Annotated in this window: 17 protein-coding genes and 1 pseudogene; 9 read left to right on the plus strand and 9 right to left on the minus strand. The window is 55.7% G+C overall.

Translation table 11 applies throughout. The features are described from left to right. From ACTG34_RS05440 to ACTG34_RS05450, 3 genes and pseudogenes are all read left to right on the plus strand, one after another. A pseudogene (locus ACTG34_RS05440) lies at positions 1-654 on the plus strand (succinate dehydrogenase/fumarate reductase flavoprotein subunit); the annotation flags it as partial. Beyond that, positions 654-1121, plus strand: coding sequence for a hypothetical protein (locus tag ACTG34_RS05445; protein WP_439103975.1), 468 nt, complete (start codon positions 654-656; stop codon positions 1119-1121). The pseudogene ACTG34_RS05440 and the gene ACTG34_RS05445, both read left to right, overlap by 1 nt. Before the next feature lie 116 nt (positions 1122-1237). Next, entirely contained in the window at positions 1238-2017 is a 780-nt protein-coding gene (locus tag ACTG34_RS05450) for a succinate dehydrogenase iron-sulfur subunit (protein ID WP_062220355.1), read from the plus strand. 68 nt (positions 2018-2085) lie between these two features. Here ACTG34_RS05450 and ACTG34_RS05455 read toward each other — a convergent pair whose 3' ends face one another. Together ACTG34_RS05455 and deoD are read right to left on the minus strand one after the other, a co-directional pair. Then, positions 2086-3078, minus strand: coding sequence for an aldo/keto reductase (locus tag ACTG34_RS05455; RefSeq protein ID WP_439103976.1), 993 nt, complete (start codon positions 3076-3078; stop codon positions 2086-2088). Then, positions 3078-3782 carry a purine-nucleoside phosphorylase gene (gene deoD, locus ACTG34_RS05460; RefSeq protein WP_439103977.1) on the minus strand — a complete coding sequence of 235 codons (705 nt, stop codon included), beginning with the start codon at positions 3780-3782 and terminating at the stop codon, positions 3078-3080. Before deoD ends, ACTG34_RS05455 begins: the two co-directional genes overlap by 1 nt. 57 nt (positions 3783-3839) lie before the next feature. On the opposite strand from deoD, the gene ACTG34_RS05465 reads away from it, so the two are divergent. Continuing rightward, the gene (locus ACTG34_RS05465) at positions 3840-4376 is read left to right on the plus strand and encodes a DUF4329 domain-containing protein (protein ID WP_439103978.1); all 537 of its coding nucleotides are present in this window, start codon (positions 3840-3842) and stop codon (positions 4374-4376) included. 16 nt (positions 4377-4392) lie between these two features. Here the strand turns inward: ACTG34_RS05465 and ACTG34_RS05470 are convergent, their stop codons facing one another. Beyond that, positions 4393-6399 carry a methylmalonyl-CoA mutase family protein gene (locus ACTG34_RS05470; RefSeq protein WP_439103979.1) on the minus strand — a complete coding sequence of 669 codons (2007 nt, stop codon included), beginning with the start codon at positions 6397-6399 and terminating at the stop codon, positions 4393-4395. Positions 6400-6740: 341 nt separating this feature from the next. Between ACTG34_RS05470 and ccrA the strand changes: the two genes are divergently transcribed. The 5 genes from ccrA to ACTG34_RS05495 all read left to right on the plus strand — a co-directional run bounded on the left by ccrA (position 6741) and on the right by ACTG34_RS05495 (position 11538). Continuing rightward, entirely contained in the window at positions 6741-8015 is a 1275-nt protein-coding gene (ccrA, locus tag ACTG34_RS05475; protein ID WP_062220345.1) for a crotonyl-CoA carboxylase/reductase, read from the plus strand. A gap of 277 nt (positions 8016-8292) precedes the next feature. Further along, positions 8293-8502: a hypothetical protein gene (locus ACTG34_RS05480; protein WP_439103980.1), complete on the plus strand. Its 210-nt coding sequence runs from the start codon at positions 8293-8295 to the stop codon at positions 8500-8502. Beyond that, a complete protein-coding gene (locus ACTG34_RS05485; RefSeq protein ID WP_439103981.1) occupies positions 8456-9169 on the plus strand; it encodes a helix-turn-helix transcriptional regulator in 714 nt (237 codons plus the stop codon). The genes ACTG34_RS05480 and ACTG34_RS05485 overlap by 47 nt, the downstream gene beginning before the upstream one ends. 133 nt (positions 9170-9302) lie before the next feature. Further along, positions 9303-9944, plus strand: a complete 642-nt coding sequence (locus ACTG34_RS05490) for an acyl-homoserine-lactone synthase (protein WP_439103982.1) — start codon at positions 9303-9305, stop codon at positions 9942-9944. 52 nt (positions 9945-9996) lie between these two features. After that, the gene (locus tag ACTG34_RS05495) at positions 9997-11538 is read left to right on the plus strand and encodes an ATP-dependent DNA helicase (RefSeq protein WP_439103983.1); all 1542 of its coding nucleotides are present in this window, start codon (positions 9997-9999) and stop codon (positions 11536-11538) included. Positions 11539-11541: 3 nt separating this feature from the next. Here ACTG34_RS05495 and ACTG34_RS05500 read toward each other — a convergent pair whose 3' ends face one another. The 6 genes from ACTG34_RS05500 to ACTG34_RS05525 all read right to left on the minus strand — a co-directional run bounded on the left by ACTG34_RS05500 (position 11542) and on the right by ACTG34_RS05525 (position 17982). Continuing rightward, the gene (locus ACTG34_RS05500) at positions 11542-12291 is read right to left on the minus strand and encodes a TIGR02186 family protein (RefSeq protein WP_439103984.1); all 750 of its coding nucleotides are present in this window, start codon (positions 12289-12291) and stop codon (positions 11542-11544) included. 1 nt (position 12292) lies between these two features. Continuing rightward, complete coding sequence (locus ACTG34_RS05505) at positions 12293-13201, minus strand: sulfite exporter TauE/SafE family protein (RefSeq protein WP_439103985.1); 909 nt, start codon at positions 13199-13201, stop codon at positions 12293-12295. A 127-nt stretch (positions 13202-13328) separates the two neighbouring features. Beyond that, complete coding sequence (locus tag ACTG34_RS05510) at positions 13329-14291, minus strand: ABC transporter permease (RefSeq protein WP_439103986.1); 963 nt, start codon at positions 14289-14291, stop codon at positions 13329-13331. A 1-nt stretch (position 14292) separates the two neighbouring features. Then, complete coding sequence (locus ACTG34_RS05515) at positions 14293-15393, minus strand: ABC transporter permease (protein WP_439103987.1); 1101 nt, start codon at positions 15391-15393, stop codon at positions 14293-14295. After that, the gene (locus tag ACTG34_RS05520) at positions 15393-16976 is read right to left on the minus strand and encodes an ABC transporter ATP-binding protein (protein WP_439103988.1); all 1584 of its coding nucleotides are present in this window, start codon (positions 16974-16976) and stop codon (positions 15393-15395) included. The genes ACTG34_RS05515 and ACTG34_RS05520 overlap by 1 nt, the downstream gene beginning before the upstream one ends. 13 nt (positions 16977-16989) lie before the next feature. Continuing rightward, positions 16990-17982, minus strand: coding sequence for a BMP family lipoprotein (locus ACTG34_RS05525; protein ID WP_062220326.1), 993 nt, complete (start codon positions 17980-17982; stop codon positions 16990-16992). Positions 17983-18187 lie beyond the last annotated feature (205 nt).

Consider the following 18187-nt stretch of genomic DNA (forward strand, 5'->3'; position numbering starts at 1 on the left):
GGTCTGATGGCTGTGGGTGAGGCGGGCTGTGCCTCTGTGCACGGGGCAAACCGTTTGGGGTCCAACTCGCTGATTGACCTTGTGGTCTTTGGCCGTGCTGCGGCTATTCGGGCGGGTCAAATCGTTGATCCGAGCAAGCCGACACCGGAGTTGAACCAAGCCTCTGTGGACGCGGCATTTGATCGCTTTGACGGTCTGCGTCATGCAAAGGGCGCTGTTCCAACTGCGGAACTGCGTCTTGAGATGCAAAAAACAATGCAGTCGGATGCGGCTGTTTTCCGCACGGATAAGTCGCTTAAAGAGGGCGTTGAAAAGATGACCTCCGTGGCCGCCAAAATGGCAGACTTGCAGGTCACTGACCGGTCGCTCGTTTGGAACTCCGATCTGATGGAAACGCTTGAGCTTGCCAACCTGATGCCAAACGCCTTGGCCACAATCCACGGCGCGGAGGCCCGCAAGGAATCTCGTGGGGCCCACGCACACGAGGATTACCCTGATCGCGACGACAAGAAGTGGCGCGTTCACACCGTGTCGCGCGTTGACGGGACCAAGGTTGAACTGTCCTACCGCGATGTGATCAAAACAGGTCTCACCACGGAAAAAGAAGGCGGCATCAGCGAGAAAACCATCGCACCCAAAGCGAGGACGTTCTGATGCATCGCGCGGCCTTTGTGTCTGTTTTGATCTCAGTGACCGCTCTGGCGGGTTGCACTGAGATCGTTCAGTTCGCGCAAGGGCCACGCGTTGCTGTGTCGGATGTTCAATCCTACAACACAGCGCCAGTCGCCTCGAGCGGCACGCGGGTTCAGTCACAAACCCCAGGTAGCGAAAAGGCGATGCAAGCCTGTGTCGAAGCGGCCGGAGTGATCAATAGCTACGAGATGCTCCCACCCGCAGCGAAAGGCGCGAGTTTCACCGTATTGGCGGGGAAAAACGTGACGCAAAAACAAGCGGGATCAATAAACACCTGTATTGCACAGGGCGCACCGATTGCGTCTGCCACGCCCTCGCGCGACGATTACGCGCCGGAGCTGGCAAGTGGATATAGCGGTGATTTCACCTATAATTGTGGTTCCTCCGTCTTTGTTGGCGGCTCGGGCTACTGCGTTAAGGGATATTGACTTCATGTCCCTTGATTTTATGTCTCACACAAGTTTTGCACCTTTCGGGTGCTATGACTTCGAACAATTGTGCCCCAATGGGCACCGCGCATAGTTGCGCGTAAGGAGGGAACGACATGGTCCAACTCACACTCCCCAAGAACTCTAAGATTGTAACGGGCAAAACATGGCCGAAGCCCGAGGGCGCGACCAATGTGCGCAAGTTTCAGATCTATCGCTACAATCCTGACGAGGAAAAGAACCCCTCCGTGGACACGTATTTCGTCGACATGGATAAATGTGGCCCGATGGTTCTGGATGCGCTGATCAAGATCAAGAACGAGATTGATCCAACGCTAACCTTCCGCCGCTCATGCCGTGAGGGGATTTGTGGATCTTGTGCAATGAACATCGACGGGATCAATACGCTCGCCTGTATCTACGGGTTGGACGAGATCAAGGCGGATGTGAAAATCTATCCGTTGCCGCACATGTCTGTGATCAAAGACCTCATTCCTGATCTCACGCATTTCTATGCACAACACGCGTCGATCATGCCGTGGCTCGAAACCAAGACGAACCGCCCCGCAAAAGAGTGGCGTCAGTCGATCGAGGATCGCAAGAAACTCGATGGTTTGTATGAGTGCGTGATGTGTGCATCGTGCTCGACATCTTGTCCGTCCTACTGGTGGAATGGCGACAAATATCTCGGGCCAGCGGCGTTGCTACACGCCTATCGTTGGCTTGTTGATAGCCGCGATGAGGCAACGGGTGAGCGCCTTGACGCGCTGGATGATCCGTTCAAATTGTATCGCTGCCACACGATTATGAACTGTGCGAAAACCTGTCCTAAGGGTTTGAACCCGGCCAAGGCGATTGCGTCCATTAAATCCATGATGTTAGAGCGCGCGCACTAGGCGCTGTGCAGGCACTGCTAGATAAAAGCCCCGCCGATTTGGCGGGGCTTTTTCTTGGTCCTGTGTCTTTAGGCGAAATACTCAACGCCGGGGCGTTGTTCGTCGGAATAGCGATCCCCAAAAGCCCAGCCTGCGGGCAAAGTGGCGTCGATCTGTGCCAATTGTGCAGGTGTAAGCGCGGTTGTCATCGCAGGGAGCCAGTCGCGCATATGCGCCCCTGTGCGGGTTCCCGGGATCGGGATCAAATGATCGCCACGTGCCAAGACCCACGCCATGGCAAGTCCCGCCGCCGTCATGCCCCATGACGCCGCAAGAGTGCGAAAAGCGCGGATATGGATCATGTTATCGTCGAAATTCGGCGCAATGAAACGTGGATTGTGTTTGCGGAAATCATGCGCCTCGAACGTGGCGGGGGTGAGGTCCACATCCGATAGAATGCCCCGCGCCAACGGCGAAAACGGCACAAAGGTTATGCCCAGTTCGGCGCAGGTGCGCAGGACACCCAATTCAGGTTGGCGGGTCCACAGGGAATATTCGTTTTGCACCGCCATGACGGGCGTGACGGCGTGGGCGCGGCGGATCGTCGTGGGCGACACTTCGGAGAGGCCCCAACCACCGATGAGACCCTCGTCAATCAGTTTCCCCATCGTCTCAGCAAGCGTCTCGATCGGCGTGTTTTGATCGCGGCGGTGAATGTAGTACAGCTCGACGTGATTGCGGTTCAGGCGTTTGAGCGAGGCGTCTAATTCGGCGCGCAAATAATCCTCGGAGTTGTTAAAGGCGCGTGGGGGGGCTGGGATAATGCCCGCTTTGGTGGCGAGAAACACATCCTTACTCGCGTGCGGATTGGCCGCGAAAAACTGTCCGATCAGGCTTTCCGAGCGGCCCATACCGTAAATGTTGGCGGTGTCCCAAAAGTCGATGCCCGTGTCGATCAGATCAGACATGGTTTGCATTGAGACGTCATCGTCCGCGGGGCCGAAAAAGCCCGCAAAGGACATGGCGCCGAACCCGATGGCAGTGACATGACGTGTGCCGATTTTGCGTTTGGGGAGCGTCATCAGAATGCCGCCTCAAGTGCGATTTCGACCATATCGCCAAATGATTTTTCGCGGTCCTGTGATGGCAACGCCTCACCCGTCAACAAGTGGTCCGAGACGGTGAGGACGGCCAGTGCGCGACAACCGTGGCGAGCGGAGAGAATATAAAGCTCGGCGGCTTCCATCTCAACGCCCATGATGCCGTGGCGGGTCATTTGCTCGGTGAGGTCGGGGCGCTCATCGTAGAAGACATCAGAGGAATAGATGCCGCCGACATGTGTTGGTGTGCCTTTGGCGCGGGCGGCCGCGACCGCTTTTTCAAGCAATCCGTAGTCAGCGCAAGGCGCGAAGTTCAGCTCTTTCATGATGCCGCGCGAGGGCGTCGATAGCGTGGTGGCGGTCATGGCGATGATGACGTCACGCACATTGATCGCGGTTTGCATGCCGCCACACGACCCGATACGGATCAGCGTTTTTGCGCCGTATTCGGTGATCAATTCGTTGGCGTAAATGGATAGGCTGGGCATGCCCATGCCCGATCCGTGGATGGTCACGGGGTTGCCTTTATAGGTGCCAGTAAAGCCGAGCATTCCGCGCACTTCGTTGATCAGGCGCGGATTGTCGAGAAAGGTCTCGGCGGCCCATTTTGCGCGGTAGGGATCACCCGGTAACAGGACGGTTTCGGCAATGTCGCCCTTGGCGGCGGAAATGTGTGGCGTTGGCATTCGGGTGGCTCCTACGGTTGGATGTGTTAGGTTTTAGTAAGCCAGAGGGAGCATGGAATGTATAGATTGACGTTGGCGTTATTGGGGTTTGCGATTTTGCCCATGCAGGTGGCGGCGCAAGAGAGTGCTGAACTTACCTTTGTCAAAGCGCTCTTTACGCAGTTGCAGCCTCTGTCGATTGATAAGAACCGCGAATATTGCGGCTATATCGGGTTTGACGCAGATGGCGCGCTCGCGGCCTCCAAACCCAAGAAAGGACGCGCGGGAAGCTGTGTGCCGAATGATCCCAAAGAGTTGGAGAGAATCCTTGCGTCCTATCACACCCACGGGGCCTATTCGCCTGACTACTATAATGAGGTGCCGTCAGGCGAGGACATGGAGGGGGACGAGGCCGAAGGGATCGACGGTTGGGTCGCCACACCCGGTGGGCGGCTTTGGTATATCGACACCCAAGACATGGTTGCCGCACAGGTTTGCGGGCTTGGCTGTGTCGCCTCGGATCCCGCGTTCGTTGTGGGCGACATGGGACTGGTTCAAGACAGCTATACATATGACGAATTGGTCGAGACACTCGCAACATTGGACGCGCAATAACGGTGCGCGGGCGTGACTACGGTGCGGGTGTCTGCGTGGCGGGGTCGATGAGGGCCACGATGTCGAACATGATGCGGTTGAGTTCGAAATCCTTGGGGGTGTAGACGCGCGCCACGCCCATGGCGAGCAACGATTTGGCGTCCTCGTCGGGGATAATGCCGCCGACGACGACAGGGGTTTCACCCAGTCCCGCGTCACGCATGCGGTCCATCAATTCCGAAATTAATGGGAGGTGGGAGCCTGACAGGATCGACAATCCGACCACATCCGCGCCGTCACGTACGGCGGCCTCGACGATTTCGGACGGGGTGAGGCGGATACCCTCGTACTCGATATCCATGCCGACATCACGGGCGCGGGCGGCGATTTGTTCCGCCCCGTTGGAGTGACCGTCAAGGCCAGGTTTGCCGACAAGGAATTTGGGCTTGCGGCCAAGCGCGGCGGTGACGCGGTCGACCTCGGCGCGGATATCCTCAAGGCCTTCGGTGCGGTTCGACGGGTTCGAGGACACGCCCGTGGGGCCGCGATATTGGCCAAAGACCGCGCGTACCACATCGCCCCATTCGCCCGTTGTGGCCCCCGCTTTGGCGGCGGCAATGGAGGCGGGCATGACGTTTTCGTTGGATGTGCAAGCAGCACGTAAATTGGCGAGGGCAGTTTGAACGGCGGCCTCGTTGCGATGGGCGCGCCATGCCTCAAGGCGGTGAATTTGGTCGGCCTCTGCGGCAGGGTCGGATTTCATGATCGAGCCATCGCCTGCCGTGAGGGGGGAGGGTTCGCCCACGGTCCAGCGGTTGACGCCCACAACAACGGTTTCGCCGCCTTCGATTTTGGTGATGCGTTCGGCGTTGGCCTCAACGAGGCGCGATTTCATGTATTCGATCGCCTCAATGGCGCCGCCCATGCCGTCGAGGGTTTTCAGCTCATCCAATGCGCCCTTCTTTAGAGCTGCGACTTTGCGGTCCACGGCGGGGTTTTGGTCGAACAGGTCGTCGTATTCGAGCAGGTCGGTTTCATACGCGAGGATTTGTTGCATCCGCAGCGACCATTGTTGATCAAAGGGACGCGGCAGGCCAAGCGCCTCGTTCCATGCGGGCAATTGCACGGCGCGCGCGCGGGCGTTTTTGGACAGGGTAACGGCGAGCATTTCGATCAAGATGCGGTACACGTTATTTTCGGGCTGCTGTTCGGTGAGGCCGAGAGAGTTGACCTGAACCCCGTAGCGAAAGCGGCGGAATTTGGCCTCTTCGACGCCATAGCGCTCGCGGGTGATTTCATCCCACAACTCGACAAAGGCGCGCATTTTGCACATCTCGGTTACAAACCGGATGCCCGCATTCACAAAGAACGAGATACGGCCAACCATGGCGGGAAAGGCTTCGGTCGGGACTTTTTCTTTGAGATCATCAAGCACGGCGATGGCGGTAGCCAATGCGAATGCCAGTTCTTGTTCGGGTGTCGCACCCGCCTCTTGCAGGTGGTAGGAACACACATTCATCGGGTTCCATTTGGGAAGGTGTTCGCGGGTGTAGGCGGCTACGTCCGTTATCATACGCAAGGATGGGCGGGGCGGGCAGACATAGGTGCCGCGCGACAGGTATTCCTTGATGATGTCGTTTTGAACGGTGCCTTGTAGGGCGGTGACGTCCGCGCCTTGTTCCTCGGCCACGGCAATGTAGAGCGCAAGCAACCACGGCGCGGTCGCGTTGATCGTCATTGATGTGTTCATTTGTTCAAGGGGGATATTGTCGAACAGAGCCCGCATGTCGCCCAAGTGCGAGATTGGAACGCCGACTTTGCCGACTTCGCCTTTTGCCAGCTCATGATCGCTATCATAGCCCGTTTGTGTGGGCAGATCGAACGCGACCGAGAGACCTGTTTGACCCTTGGCGAGATTGCCACGGTAGAGTTCGTTGGATGCCGTTGCTGTAGAGTGGCCCGCATAGGTGCGAAATAACCATGGGCGATCAACCTTGGGGGCGGCATCGGGCGCGTCGGAGCGGGCGTTTGTCGTATCGGTCATGGCGGCCTCATAATTTCATAAGGTAATAATATTTCGCTGATGCTTTTATGGGCGGAATAATATGCCATTGTCAATTCGCCGCAATGCGGCAGGGGCGGTTTTCCCAAGTATGGTGGGGAGATAATGCCGCTATTGGGGTAAAATCAGCTTTGTTTTCTGTGTGACGAGCCAAGTTTCTGCGTCCGCTCGGTTATAAAATTACAAAAATAGACAAAATTTAGTTGCAAAGTTACTTTGCTGTTTCTAATTCTATCGGGGAGAACCCGCGATTCTGCATTGCGGCACAAAACTGGGTGCGGCCGAATTGGACAATCCCCGACATTTAACAAGGAGGGCAACCCATGGCGCTCGATACCAGTCAGCCGATGTATACGGCCGAAAAAAAAGATCTTTACGAAGTCGGTGAAATCCCACCAATGGGCCATGTCCCCGCACAAATGTATGCATGGGCGATCCGCCGCGAGCGTCATGGCGAGCCTGATAAATCGTTTGTCCAAGAAGTGGTTGAGACGCCCAAGCTTGATAGTCACGAAGTGCTCGTTCTCGTGATGGCCGCAGGTGTTAACTATAACGGCATTTGGGCGGGTCTTGGAGTGCCGATTTCCCCGTTCGACAGTCATGGCGCAGACTACCACATCGCTGGTTCCGATGCCTCTGGTATTGTTTGGGCTGTTGGGGACCGTGTGAAAAACTGGAAGGTGGGCGACGAGGTTGTCATTCATTGCAACCAAGATGACGGTGACGACGAGGAATGCAACGGCGGCGATCCGATGTTCTCAACATCCCAACGGATTTGGGGATATGAGACGCCTGACGGCTCATTCGCGCAGTTTACACGCGTGCAAGCACAACAGCTTTTGCCGCGACCGCAGCATCTGACGTGGGAGGAAAGCGCGTGCTATACGCTTACACTCGCAACCGCCTACCGCATGTTGTTCGGGCATCATCCTCATGAGTTGAAACCCGGTCAGAACGTTCTGGTTTGGGGCGCGTCTGGTGGGCTTGGCTCGTTTGCGATCCAGTTGGCTGTGGCCGCAGGGGCAAATGCAATTGGTGTGATTTCAGGCGAGGACAAACGCGATTTCGTCATGGGACTTGGCGCAAAGGGCGTGATCAACCGCAAAGACTTTGACTGTTGGGGGCAGCTTCCAACGGTGAATACACCCGAATATAACGCATGGTTCAAAGAGGCGCGCAAATTTGGCGCGGCGATCTGGGCGATCACGGGCAAAGGCAACAACGTTGATATCGTGTTCGAGCATCCCGGTGAGGCAACATTCCCCGTCTCGACGCTTGTGTGTAAAAAGGGTGGTATGGTTGTGATCTGCGCAGGCACCTCCGGTTTTAATTGTACCTTTGACGTGCGCTATATGTGGATGCATCAAAAGCGCCTTCAGGGGTCGCATTTCGCACACCTTAAACAGGCGGCATCGGCCAACCGGTTGATGATCGAAAAGCGGATTGATCCGTGTATGTCCGAGGTTTTCCCATGGGCTGAAATTCCCGATGCGCACATCAAAATGCTGCGCAACCAACATAAGCCCGGGAATATGGCTGTGCTGGTGCAGTCGCCGAAAGCAGGTTTGAAAACGCTTTCGGATGTGTTGACCGCGTAGCGCGATCATCCTGAACAACCAAGTTTTAGCTGCCGCCTCCAGTCATGGGGGCGGCAATTTTGATTCGATTGCGGTCGATTAAAATGCACATTGAAGGTAGATAAAATTTTATTTAAATCGCGACTTAAGTGTGATAATTATTCATATGTAGTATTAAATTACACTTAAGTTTTTGTGCCTCACTACTTATGGGGATGGTAAACACGTGAATATCGTTTGGTTCCAGTCACATGGTAAAAAGAGGGTACTATCACAATGTTGAGGTGAGAGATCTTCGATGAACGATGATTGGATTCTGGACGTTCTAGCGGACCTACGAGTTTTCGTAGAAAAGAAAGGTATGCACGCAACTGCGGATATACTGACAGATGCGTGCCTCTTGGCGGCTGCGGACCTACAGGTGGGCCGCACGCGGTGGCAAAAAGAACTGATGGATCTCGATGACAGCGGCGCTGGAAAAATTTCTGGAACACATCCAGCATGTTGAAACATTTCAGCAGCTTCAATTGGAGTCTGAACATTTACGCGATATCCTTGGGATCAAGCATGTTGTTTACCACTGGGTAAATAGCGCCGGAGAACGGTTTGGGGTCGGAACATATTCGTCTGAGTGGGTCGATCGGTATCTTGCGAAGGACTATCTTCGCCTTGATCCAGTGTTGTTCGGTTGTTTTCAGCGGTTCACGCCCGTGAACTGGAAGCAGCTGGATTGGTCGTCGCGGTCCGCGCGCACCTTTTTCCTAGACGCCCTAGAATATGGTGTGGGCAGTCAGGGGTTTTCGGTGCCGGTGCGTGGTCCGAATGGCCAGTTTGCATTGTTTACGTTGAATGACGACGCGACTGACGCGCAATGGGAAAAGTTCATTCAATCGACGGAGCGCGCCCTCGTTATTTGTGCACATGAGTTCAACAAAAAGGCATTGGACTTCGAAAGTGTAGGGGCCTCTGCGATCTCTCAGCCTTTGTCGCCGCGCGAAGTTGAAGCCCTTACATGTCTTGCGAAAGGCCTAAGTCGGGCACAGACCGCGCTACAAATGGGAATCTCCGAGCATACCCTGCGTGTTTATATCGAAGCGGCACGGCACAAATTGGGTGCAATGAATACCACGCATGCCGTGGCGCGCGCACTTTCGATAGGCGTAATTATCATATAGTCGATATTAATACTCTCACGGTTGCATCAAGCTTGCGCGACTCAATCTAAAATAGAAACTTAAGAGTCTGCTCATACCCGTCAGCGACAATAATGTGTGTCTGACCGAGAGCGATATCTGACAGGAGTCTATGATGCTGCACTATATTTATGCCGATGATCTGCATTTTTTCCCGCTCATGCGTGACACGATGTTTCGTGACCGTGCGGACCAATTCAAACGCCGGTTGGGTTGGGCCGTATCCGTAAACGAGCGCGGTGAAGAGCGCGATGAATACGACGATATGAACCCGCTGTACGTCATCTGGCAAAAAGCTGATGGAACGCATGGAGGGTCGATGCGGTTTTTACCAACAACAGGCGACACCATGGTCAACGACCATTTTAGTCACCTGACGGATGGTGTGAAAATTGTGTCTCCGCTGATTTGGGAATGCACACGGTTTTGCCTCGCTCCCAAAGCGGATCGTCGCGTTGCGGCCGCACTCACGGTTGCCGCGGGCGAGTTGATGGACGAGTTCAAACTCGAACACTTTGTTGGCGTGTTTGACCCGCGCATGGAGCGCATTTACCGGTTGATGGGCCTGTCCCCTGAGGTCATTGGCCGTGCGTCACATGATGGCGAAGACATCGGTGTGGGCCTTTGGGAGATGCATGCAGATGCGTTTGGCCCAACGTTAGAGAAGGCGGGTATCAATCGCGCGATGTCCAAGATGTGGTTTCGCGCCGCCTTTGAACATGCGCGCCCCTATCTCGACGAGCGTGCAATCGCGTAATTCGCGCGCTTCGTGACTGGCACCTGATGCGGCGGCCCTATAGGATCGCCGCATGTCTCAAAACCTCGTCATTTATTCCGAAGATCAAGCCGAAGCCTATGATGCCGTAAGCGCCTTGTTGAAAGGTGCGGGGGTTGATTTGGAAAATGGCATCGTGGTGCCGCGTGTCGACGAGCGCCGCTCTGTGCGCGCGGTTATTGGCAAGGCGGGATCAGGTAAAACGCTCCTTCTCGCGCAGCTCTACAAGGCGCTTGAGGACGCGGGCGTCGATATTGTGTCTGGAGATTGGGAGGGGCGCAAACGCAAGGAACGCCGCACGCTTGCCATTCTCGCGCCAACGAACAAGGCGGCATCGGTACTTCGAAATCGCGGTGTCCCTGCGACGACGATCCACAGAATTCTGTATACGCCCGTCTACGACCCTGAATATGAAAAGCTGGCCGAATGGCTTGCGGGGCAGGGGGAGCGACCTGTTGATGTCGATGGTTTGAGCGAAGAGGCGCTTGACCGCGCTTACGCGTTCTACCAAAAAAACAAATCCATTCCGGGTGCACTCGCCGCGGCGGGACTGCGTGGATCGGATTTCATTACGGGTTGGAAGAGACGTGATGACCCGCTCGATATCGGGTTTATCGACGAGTCGTCGATGCTAGATAAAAAGCAATTCGAGGATTTGCAGGAGATTTTTCCGACCCTCGTTCTGTTCGGAGATCCCGCACAGCTCGCCCCCGTCAATCAGGCGGGTGAGATGATGTTCGAGCGCCTTCCAGAGAACAAAACCAATGTGTTGTCGCGCATCCACCGTCAGGAAAGCGATAGCCCGATTTTGGATCTTGCGCACGCACTGGCCGATCCGAACCTGAGCTTTGATCAATTCGAGCGTATGATCGAAGACGCGGCCAAAGCGGACGACAGGGTCATATATGCACAGCGCGTGGAAAGCGATCTCATGGCGCGTTCACCGACTTTGGTGTGGCGCAACGCAACGCGTATCCGTCTGATACAGGCGTTTCGTGGTGTGTTTGATGCACCTGCTGATGCGCTTTTGCCTGGTGAGCCGCTGATTTGTGACGGGATTGAATTGCCGGCCAAGCACCGCAAAAAGCGACTGGATTTGGAGGCGCGTGGCCTTATCAAAGGGGCGCAAGTGGTTTATCTGGGACCAGGTCGAAAGCCGGGATTTTCACGATTACACGTGATGGGCGCAGAAGATCCGAATATCTCGGCGGCCTCGATTGTAAAGATTGAATTCCCTGATGAGGAGGAGCCATTCATTCCGTTTGCCGCCCGTATGGGGGCGACATTTTTGCACGGTGCCGCTGTGACCATTCACAAGGCACAAGGGTCGCAATGGGAAAATGTGCAGGTGTTCGCACCTGATCTTTATGCGGCGGCGCGCGCGGGACGCATGGAAGCGGGTATACCGCTATGGAAGCGCTTGGCCTATGTTGCGATTACGCGGGCTGAAAAACGTCTGTTTTGGGTGACGCGTGCGCGTCTGTCAAAGCCGACAGTACCGTTGGATGTGGCCGATCTGACGCAAAAACAGGCGGCTGGTTTTGCGCTTGAGCTTCAGGATTACAACGGGTTGTAACGCCTAGCGTTTGAGGAGGCGGAACCCTGCCGATGCCAACCAGCCCGATAGCCCTGCAATCAAAAGCGCGAGTAGGCCGTAGAGAAAAGCATTGTCCTGAGCGAGGCGGTACAGCCAGCGTTCAATGCCAACCTTTTGGACATTGATCGAGGTGGTATAGCTATCGATCACTCTGCCTTCGCGCAGCAGTAAGATACGGGTTGTGTATCCGCCCTCAACGAGGTTCGACGGAAGTGTAACGGACGTGGAAAACAAAGTGTCTTGGGTGATCTCCACGTCGTTTTCGCGCACACGGTAAAGTTCATCAGCTGTCCGCAGGCGCAAAAGCGCATCGCGCGCCGGAGCGCCGCGCATGGCCGGCAAAATTTGCGCGTCTGGCGTAATTTTCCAAAGGCTATCGGTGAGGGGCGTGAGCGTGTCATTTAGGGCACGTGTCGAGGCCACCTCGTAAAAGGTAGGGGCGTGCCCCATGATCGTATTCTCAACGTTGATCCAAATGCCCAAACGGCGGTCTTTGCGGCGAATGGTTTCGACCTTTTGCGGCCCCGCCACCGTAATGATGACATCAAGAGGACCATCATCGGGTGTGGGAGTATCGCGCTTGACCGCGCCATAAATCAAGATTTCGGAGCCATCAAAATTTGCGGTGATCGAGATCCGGTTTTGGCTCAAGGCCGCCACAACCTGCTCGGCGTGTGCGGCATATGGCGCCAAAAGCGATATGAGGAAAACGAGGGGGGCAAAGCGCATCATATCATTGCCCCAGTGAGAAAAGTTCTGTGGGTGTGATCAGCAGATCAATCCCAAGTTTCAAGCAGACAGCAAGCACCAAAAGCGCCAAGAGGATGCGCAATTGCTCGGCTTTGAGGCGTAAGCCGATTTGGGTGCCAAATTGTGCACCGACCACCCCGCCGACGAGCAAGAGCATGGCGAGCATGATATCAACCGTCTGGTTGGTGACGGCGTGGAGCATTGTGGTGAAGGCAGTCACAAAAATGATCTGGAATAGAGAGGTGCCAATGACGACTTTGGTTGGCATCCCGATGAGATAAATCATTGCGGGCACCATGATAAAGCCGCCGCCGACCCCCATGATCGCGGCGAGCATTCCGACCAAGATACCAACGCCCAGCGGGGGGATGATCGAGATGTAGAGGCCAGAGGTGCGGAACTTCATTTTGAGCGGTAGGTTGTGTACCCACGTATGTTTGGTGCGCTCTTTGCGCGCTGTCGGGCGGCCCTTTGCACGGTTGAGCGCACGCACGGATTCCACCAACATGAGCGCGCCAATGATGCCCAAAAACACAACGTAGCAAAGAGTGACAAGCAAATCGACTTGGCCCATCGCCTTGAGAATGTTGAAAATTTGCATGCCAATGGCGGAGCCGACCAGACCGCCAATCAATAGAACCATCCCCATTCTCAGGTCGACAGTCTTGCGTTTGAGATGCGCAAGAACAGCAGAGACGGAGGAGGCGACGATTTGATTGGCGGAGGTGGCCACCGCTACGGCGGGCGGAATGCCTACAAAAAACAACAAAGGCGTGATGAGAAAGCCGCCACCAACGCCGAACATCCCAGATAAAATTCCGACCAGACCGCCAAGCCCCAAAAGGACAAAAGCGTTCACGGAGACCTCGGCGATGGGCAGGAATATCTGCATTGGGGTACTTTCGGCATGCGTTTGTTCAGGAATGCAATGAAATGGCCCCCGCGTCAAACCCAAGCCGGTGCTTTAACGACAAAAGCGGAGCCGAAGCCCCGCTTTTGTTCGTGCGATGTCGTCGTGGTCAGCGTTCTTTGACGTAGGGCTGACCGCCTGCGCGTGGTGGAATAGCCTTGCCGACAAAGCCCGCGAGGATAATCACGGTCAGGATATAGGGCAGCGCTTGCATGAACTGCACCGGAATTGTGATGTCCCCAAGCGAGATGGATTGATAGCGGTTGCCAAGGGCTTCCAACAGGCCAAATAGTAAGGTGGCCGATAGCGCATACCACGGCCGCCACTTGGCAAAGATGAGAGCAGCAAGGGCGATATAGCCACGACCCGCTGACATGTCTTTGACAAACCCTGCGGCGAGGGAGGCCAGATAGGTGCCGGCCATACCGCATAGGATGCCTGCGATCACGAGTGCGGCGAAGCGCAGTTTGACCACAGAGACCCCCGCGGTATCCACGGCAGATGGGCTTTCGCCCACCGCACGCAGACGTAGACCAAAGCGTGTGCGATACAGAACCCACCATGACAACGGCACCGCCGCAAGTGCGATATAGGTGAGCGCGGTGTGACCCGAAATCAGATCGTCATAGAGGGGGCCGAGATACGGCACATCAGCGAGTTGATCGGAGAACGGCAGGTTCCACTCTTGGAAGCGCCCGTTTCCAGTCAAGGGCGGCGTGCGCCCGCCCAGTTGGAACCACGATTGGCCCACAACAACCGTCAGGCCCGCCGCGAGGAAATTGAGCGCGACACCAGAGATCAGCTGATCCCCCTTAAACGTGATGGAGGCTAAGCCGTGAAGCATCGAAAACGCGAGTGAGCCGCCAATTCCCGCCAATAGGCCGATCCAGATAGAGCCTGTAACATAGGACGCGGCACCCGCCAAAAAGGCAGCGGCGAGGAGTTTCCCCTCAAGGCCGATATCGACAACACCCGCGCGTTCGGAAAACAGGCCCGCCAGACAGGTGAGCAGCAAAGGTGTTGCGAGCCGCACCGTAGAGTCGAGAATTTGGATGAGTGTCAGATAATCCATGTCACGCTCCCTCTTTCTTGCGACCGAAGATGAGGAACAGCTTTTCAAGCGGTCGGCGCACCATGTTGTCTAGCGCACCGGTGAACATGATCACGAGGGCTTGGATCACGATAACCAGTTCGCGCGGAATGGCTTCCCACATCGAAAGTTCTGCGCCGCCTTGGTACAAAAAGCCGAATAGGAGGGCTGCAAGGACGATTCCAACGGGGTGGTTGCGTCCCATAAGAGCGACAGCAATGCCGATAAACCCTGCGCCCTCAACGGCGTTATCGATCAGGCGTTCGGCCTCGCCCATGACGTTGTTGATGGACATCAGACCCGCAAGCCCGCCCGAGATCAACATGGCGACCACGGTGATTTTCGTGGGGTTGATGCCTGCGTATTTTGCGGCGGTTTCCGAATTGCCGTATGCGCGTATTTCATAGCCAAGACGCGACCGCCAAATCAACAGCCAGAACAAAAAGGCACATAAAAGCGCGACAAGGAACGAGATGTTCGCGGGCGCGTGTTGGTTGAAATTGATCCCGAGCGGGGCCAGCATTTCATGAAATGTCGGAAGGTGCGCACCTGCGGGAAAGCTTTCGGTTTCGGACGCCATGCCACCCGGCTTTTTGAGCACTTTGGTGAGCAAATAGCCCAGAAAGGCGGCCGCGATAAAGTTGAACATGATCGTGGTGATCACGATGTGAGATCCGCGTTTGGCCTGAAGATAGGCGGGGATAAAGGCCCACGCCGCCCCAAACGCCGCACCACCAACCATCGCCGCCGGCAGGGCAAGTGTCCAATGGGGCCATGGCACAGCGAGACACACGAGAGCGACGCCAAGGCCGCCAACCATCGCCTGACCTTCGCCGCCGATGTTGAAGATTTTTGTGTGGCTCGCGACTGCAAACGACAGTCCGGTAAAGATGAAGTTGGTGGTGTAATAGAGCGTATAGCCCAATCCGCTTGTGCTTCCGAATGCGCCTTTCACCATGGTTTGGATGGCGACAACCGGATCCTTTCCGATCGCCCAGATGACGATACCGGAAAAGAAAAACGCGATGATGATGGAAAACAGGGGGATAAGGATCGCATCGGCCCATTTTGGCATTTTCTGCATTATGTATCGTCTCCCGTCATACCCGCCATCATCAGGCCCAACTCACCCTCGTTTGTTTCCGAAGGCAATTTCTCACCCATGATATGTCCGTCGAACATCACCGCGATGCGGTCCGAGAGCGACAGGATTTCCTCTAACTCGACCGAGACGAGCAAAATGGCTTTGCCTTCGTCGCGCAGGGCCACAATTTGCTGGTGGATGAACTCGATCGCGCCGATGTCGACGCCGCGTGTGGGTTGGCCGACGAGCAACAGGTCGGGGCTACGATCAATCTCGCGCGCAAGCACGATCTTTTGTTGGTTGCCACCCGAAAAACTCTTTGCCTCAAGGCGCGGATTTGGGGGGCGCACATCGAATTTCGCCATTTCCTCTTCGGTCTTTTCGCGGATTTTGGCGTTATCCATCAAGAAGCGGTTCTTTTGGTATTCGGGCGCGTGGTGATAGCCGAACACCATATTTTCCCATGCTTGGAAGTTGAGGATCAGACCCTCGTCATGGCGGTCCTCCGGCACATGCGCGATGGAGCGTTTGCGGCGCGATTGACCATCGGAATGCTTGCCTGTGAGGTCCAACTCCTGACCGTTCATCCGCACAATGCCCGTGCCGTCCTGATAGCCACCCAACACTTCGAGCAACTCGGTTTGACCGTTGCCTGCAACACCCGCGATGCCGACAATCTCGCCCGCGCGCACAGTCAGGTTGATGCCTTTGACGCGCTCGACACCTTGCTGATCGACAACACGCAGGTTTTCGATTTCCAACACGGGATGCGTGGGCGTGGCAGGTTTTTTATCAACCTGCAACAACACCTTGCGCCCAACCATCAGCTCGGCCAGTTGCTCGGGCGAGGTTTCGGTGGTTTTCACTGTGGCGGTCATTTCGCCACGGCGCATCACGGACACCGTATCGGTCACTTCCATGATTTCACGCAGCTTGTGAGTGATCAGGATGATCGTTTTTCCCTGCTCTTTTAATCCATCCAAGATGCGGAACAGGTGATCGGCTTCGGCGGGGGTCAACACCCCCGTTGGCTCGTCCAAAATCAAAATATCGGCCTGACGGTACAGCGCCTTGAGGATCTCGACCCGTTGTTGGTGGCCCACAGAGAGATCTTCGACCAAGGCATCGGGATCGACGGACAGTTCGTACTCATCCGAGAGTTGCTTGAGCAGTTTGCGCGCTTTGGCGAGAGACGGGCGGAGCAATCCACCCTCTTCGGCACCCAAAATGACGTTCTCAAGAACGGTAAAATTTTCAACCAGTTTAAAGTGTTGGAACACCATGCCAATTCCTGCGGCAATCGCCGCTTGGCTATCGGCAATTGTCACCTCTTTGCCATCAATCAAAACCGTTCCGGCATCGGCTTTGTAAAAGCCGTAGAGGATCGACATGAGCGTGGATTTTCCCGCGCCGTTTTCGCCAATGATCCCGTGAATGGTCCCTTTGGCAACGGAAATGGAGATGTCCTTATTGGCCTGAACTGGGCCGAACGCCTTTGAGATCCCACGCAGCTCGATTGCGAGCGGTGTGGAAGAGGTCGGGGCGGCAGTCTCCTGCCGCCCCTTTGTGTTTTGTGCACACATCTAAGCGCTGCCCTTAGTACGCGGGGCAGGTTTCGTCGGACATGTAATCGTGAACGATGATTTCGCCCGCGATGATTTTGGCTTTTGCGTCTTCGACAGCCGCTTTCATGTCATCGGAGATCAGATCAGCGTTGAACTCGTCGAGGGCGTAGCTCACGCCTTCGTTGGCCAGACCCATAACGGAAAGCGTTCCAACAGCGAGGTCATCCCCTGCTGTGAAGCTTTCATATACCGCGTTGTCGACGCGTTTCATCATGGAGGTCAGAACCGAACCTGGCTGAAGGTAGTTTTGGTTGCTATCCACACCGATGGACAAAATGCCCTCGTCTGCCGCAGTTTGCAAAACACCGAGACCGGTGCCACCAGCCGCCGCAAAGACAACTTCGGAGCCTTGGCTGATCTGGGCTTTGGTCAACTCGCCACCTTTTACGGGATCGTTCCACGCGGCGGGTGTTGTGCCCGTCATGTTCACAATCACGTTTGCGTCTGGTTTGACGTATTTCACACCTTGGGCGTAGCCACATGCGAATTTGGAGATGAGGGGGATATCCATGCCGCCAACAAAGGACACGGTGTCGCCTTCGGCTGCGTGTGCGGCCAGAACGCCCACAAGGAACGAGCCCTCATGTTCGTTGAACACAATGGAGCGCACGTTTGGTCCATCGACGACCATGTCGATGATCGCGAAATTCGTGTCGGGAAAATCGGGAGCCACGGCGCCCAGCGCAGAGCCCCAAGAGAAGCCAGCCATGACGATCGGGTTGTAGTTGCTTTCGGCAAAACGGCGGAGCGCTTGTTCGCGCTGGGCGTCAGACTGCAATTCGAGATCGCGGTAAGATCCGCCTGTTTCTGCCTTCCAACGCTCAGCGCCGTTGAACGCCGCTTCGTTGAATGATTTGTCGAACTTGCCACCAAGGTCGAAGATGATCGCCGGATCGGCCAATGCTGCGCCGGAGGTAACGGCAAGGGCCGCAGCCGCGCCGAGGAATGTCTTCATAAGGCTCATAGTAGTCTCCCGTTTGGTACTTGGTATTGCGGCAGCCCTTGCGCGTATTGCCAAGGCACATGCCCAAAGAGCGAGCAGATCGCTTCTGTTCACCAACAGAGTAGGGCGCGTCAACGCGCAAGCGTCAACCGAAATTTTACCATTTGGTCTCGTAGGTTGGATGTTTGCGCTCTAATGCTCGGAGTTACGCTTGGTCATGCTGGTT

The organism is Celeribacter marinus (genome assembly GCF_965656515.1).
Taxonomy (GTDB): domain Bacteria; phylum Pseudomonadota; class Alphaproteobacteria; order Rhodobacterales; family Rhodobacteraceae; genus Celeribacter; species Celeribacter marinus_D.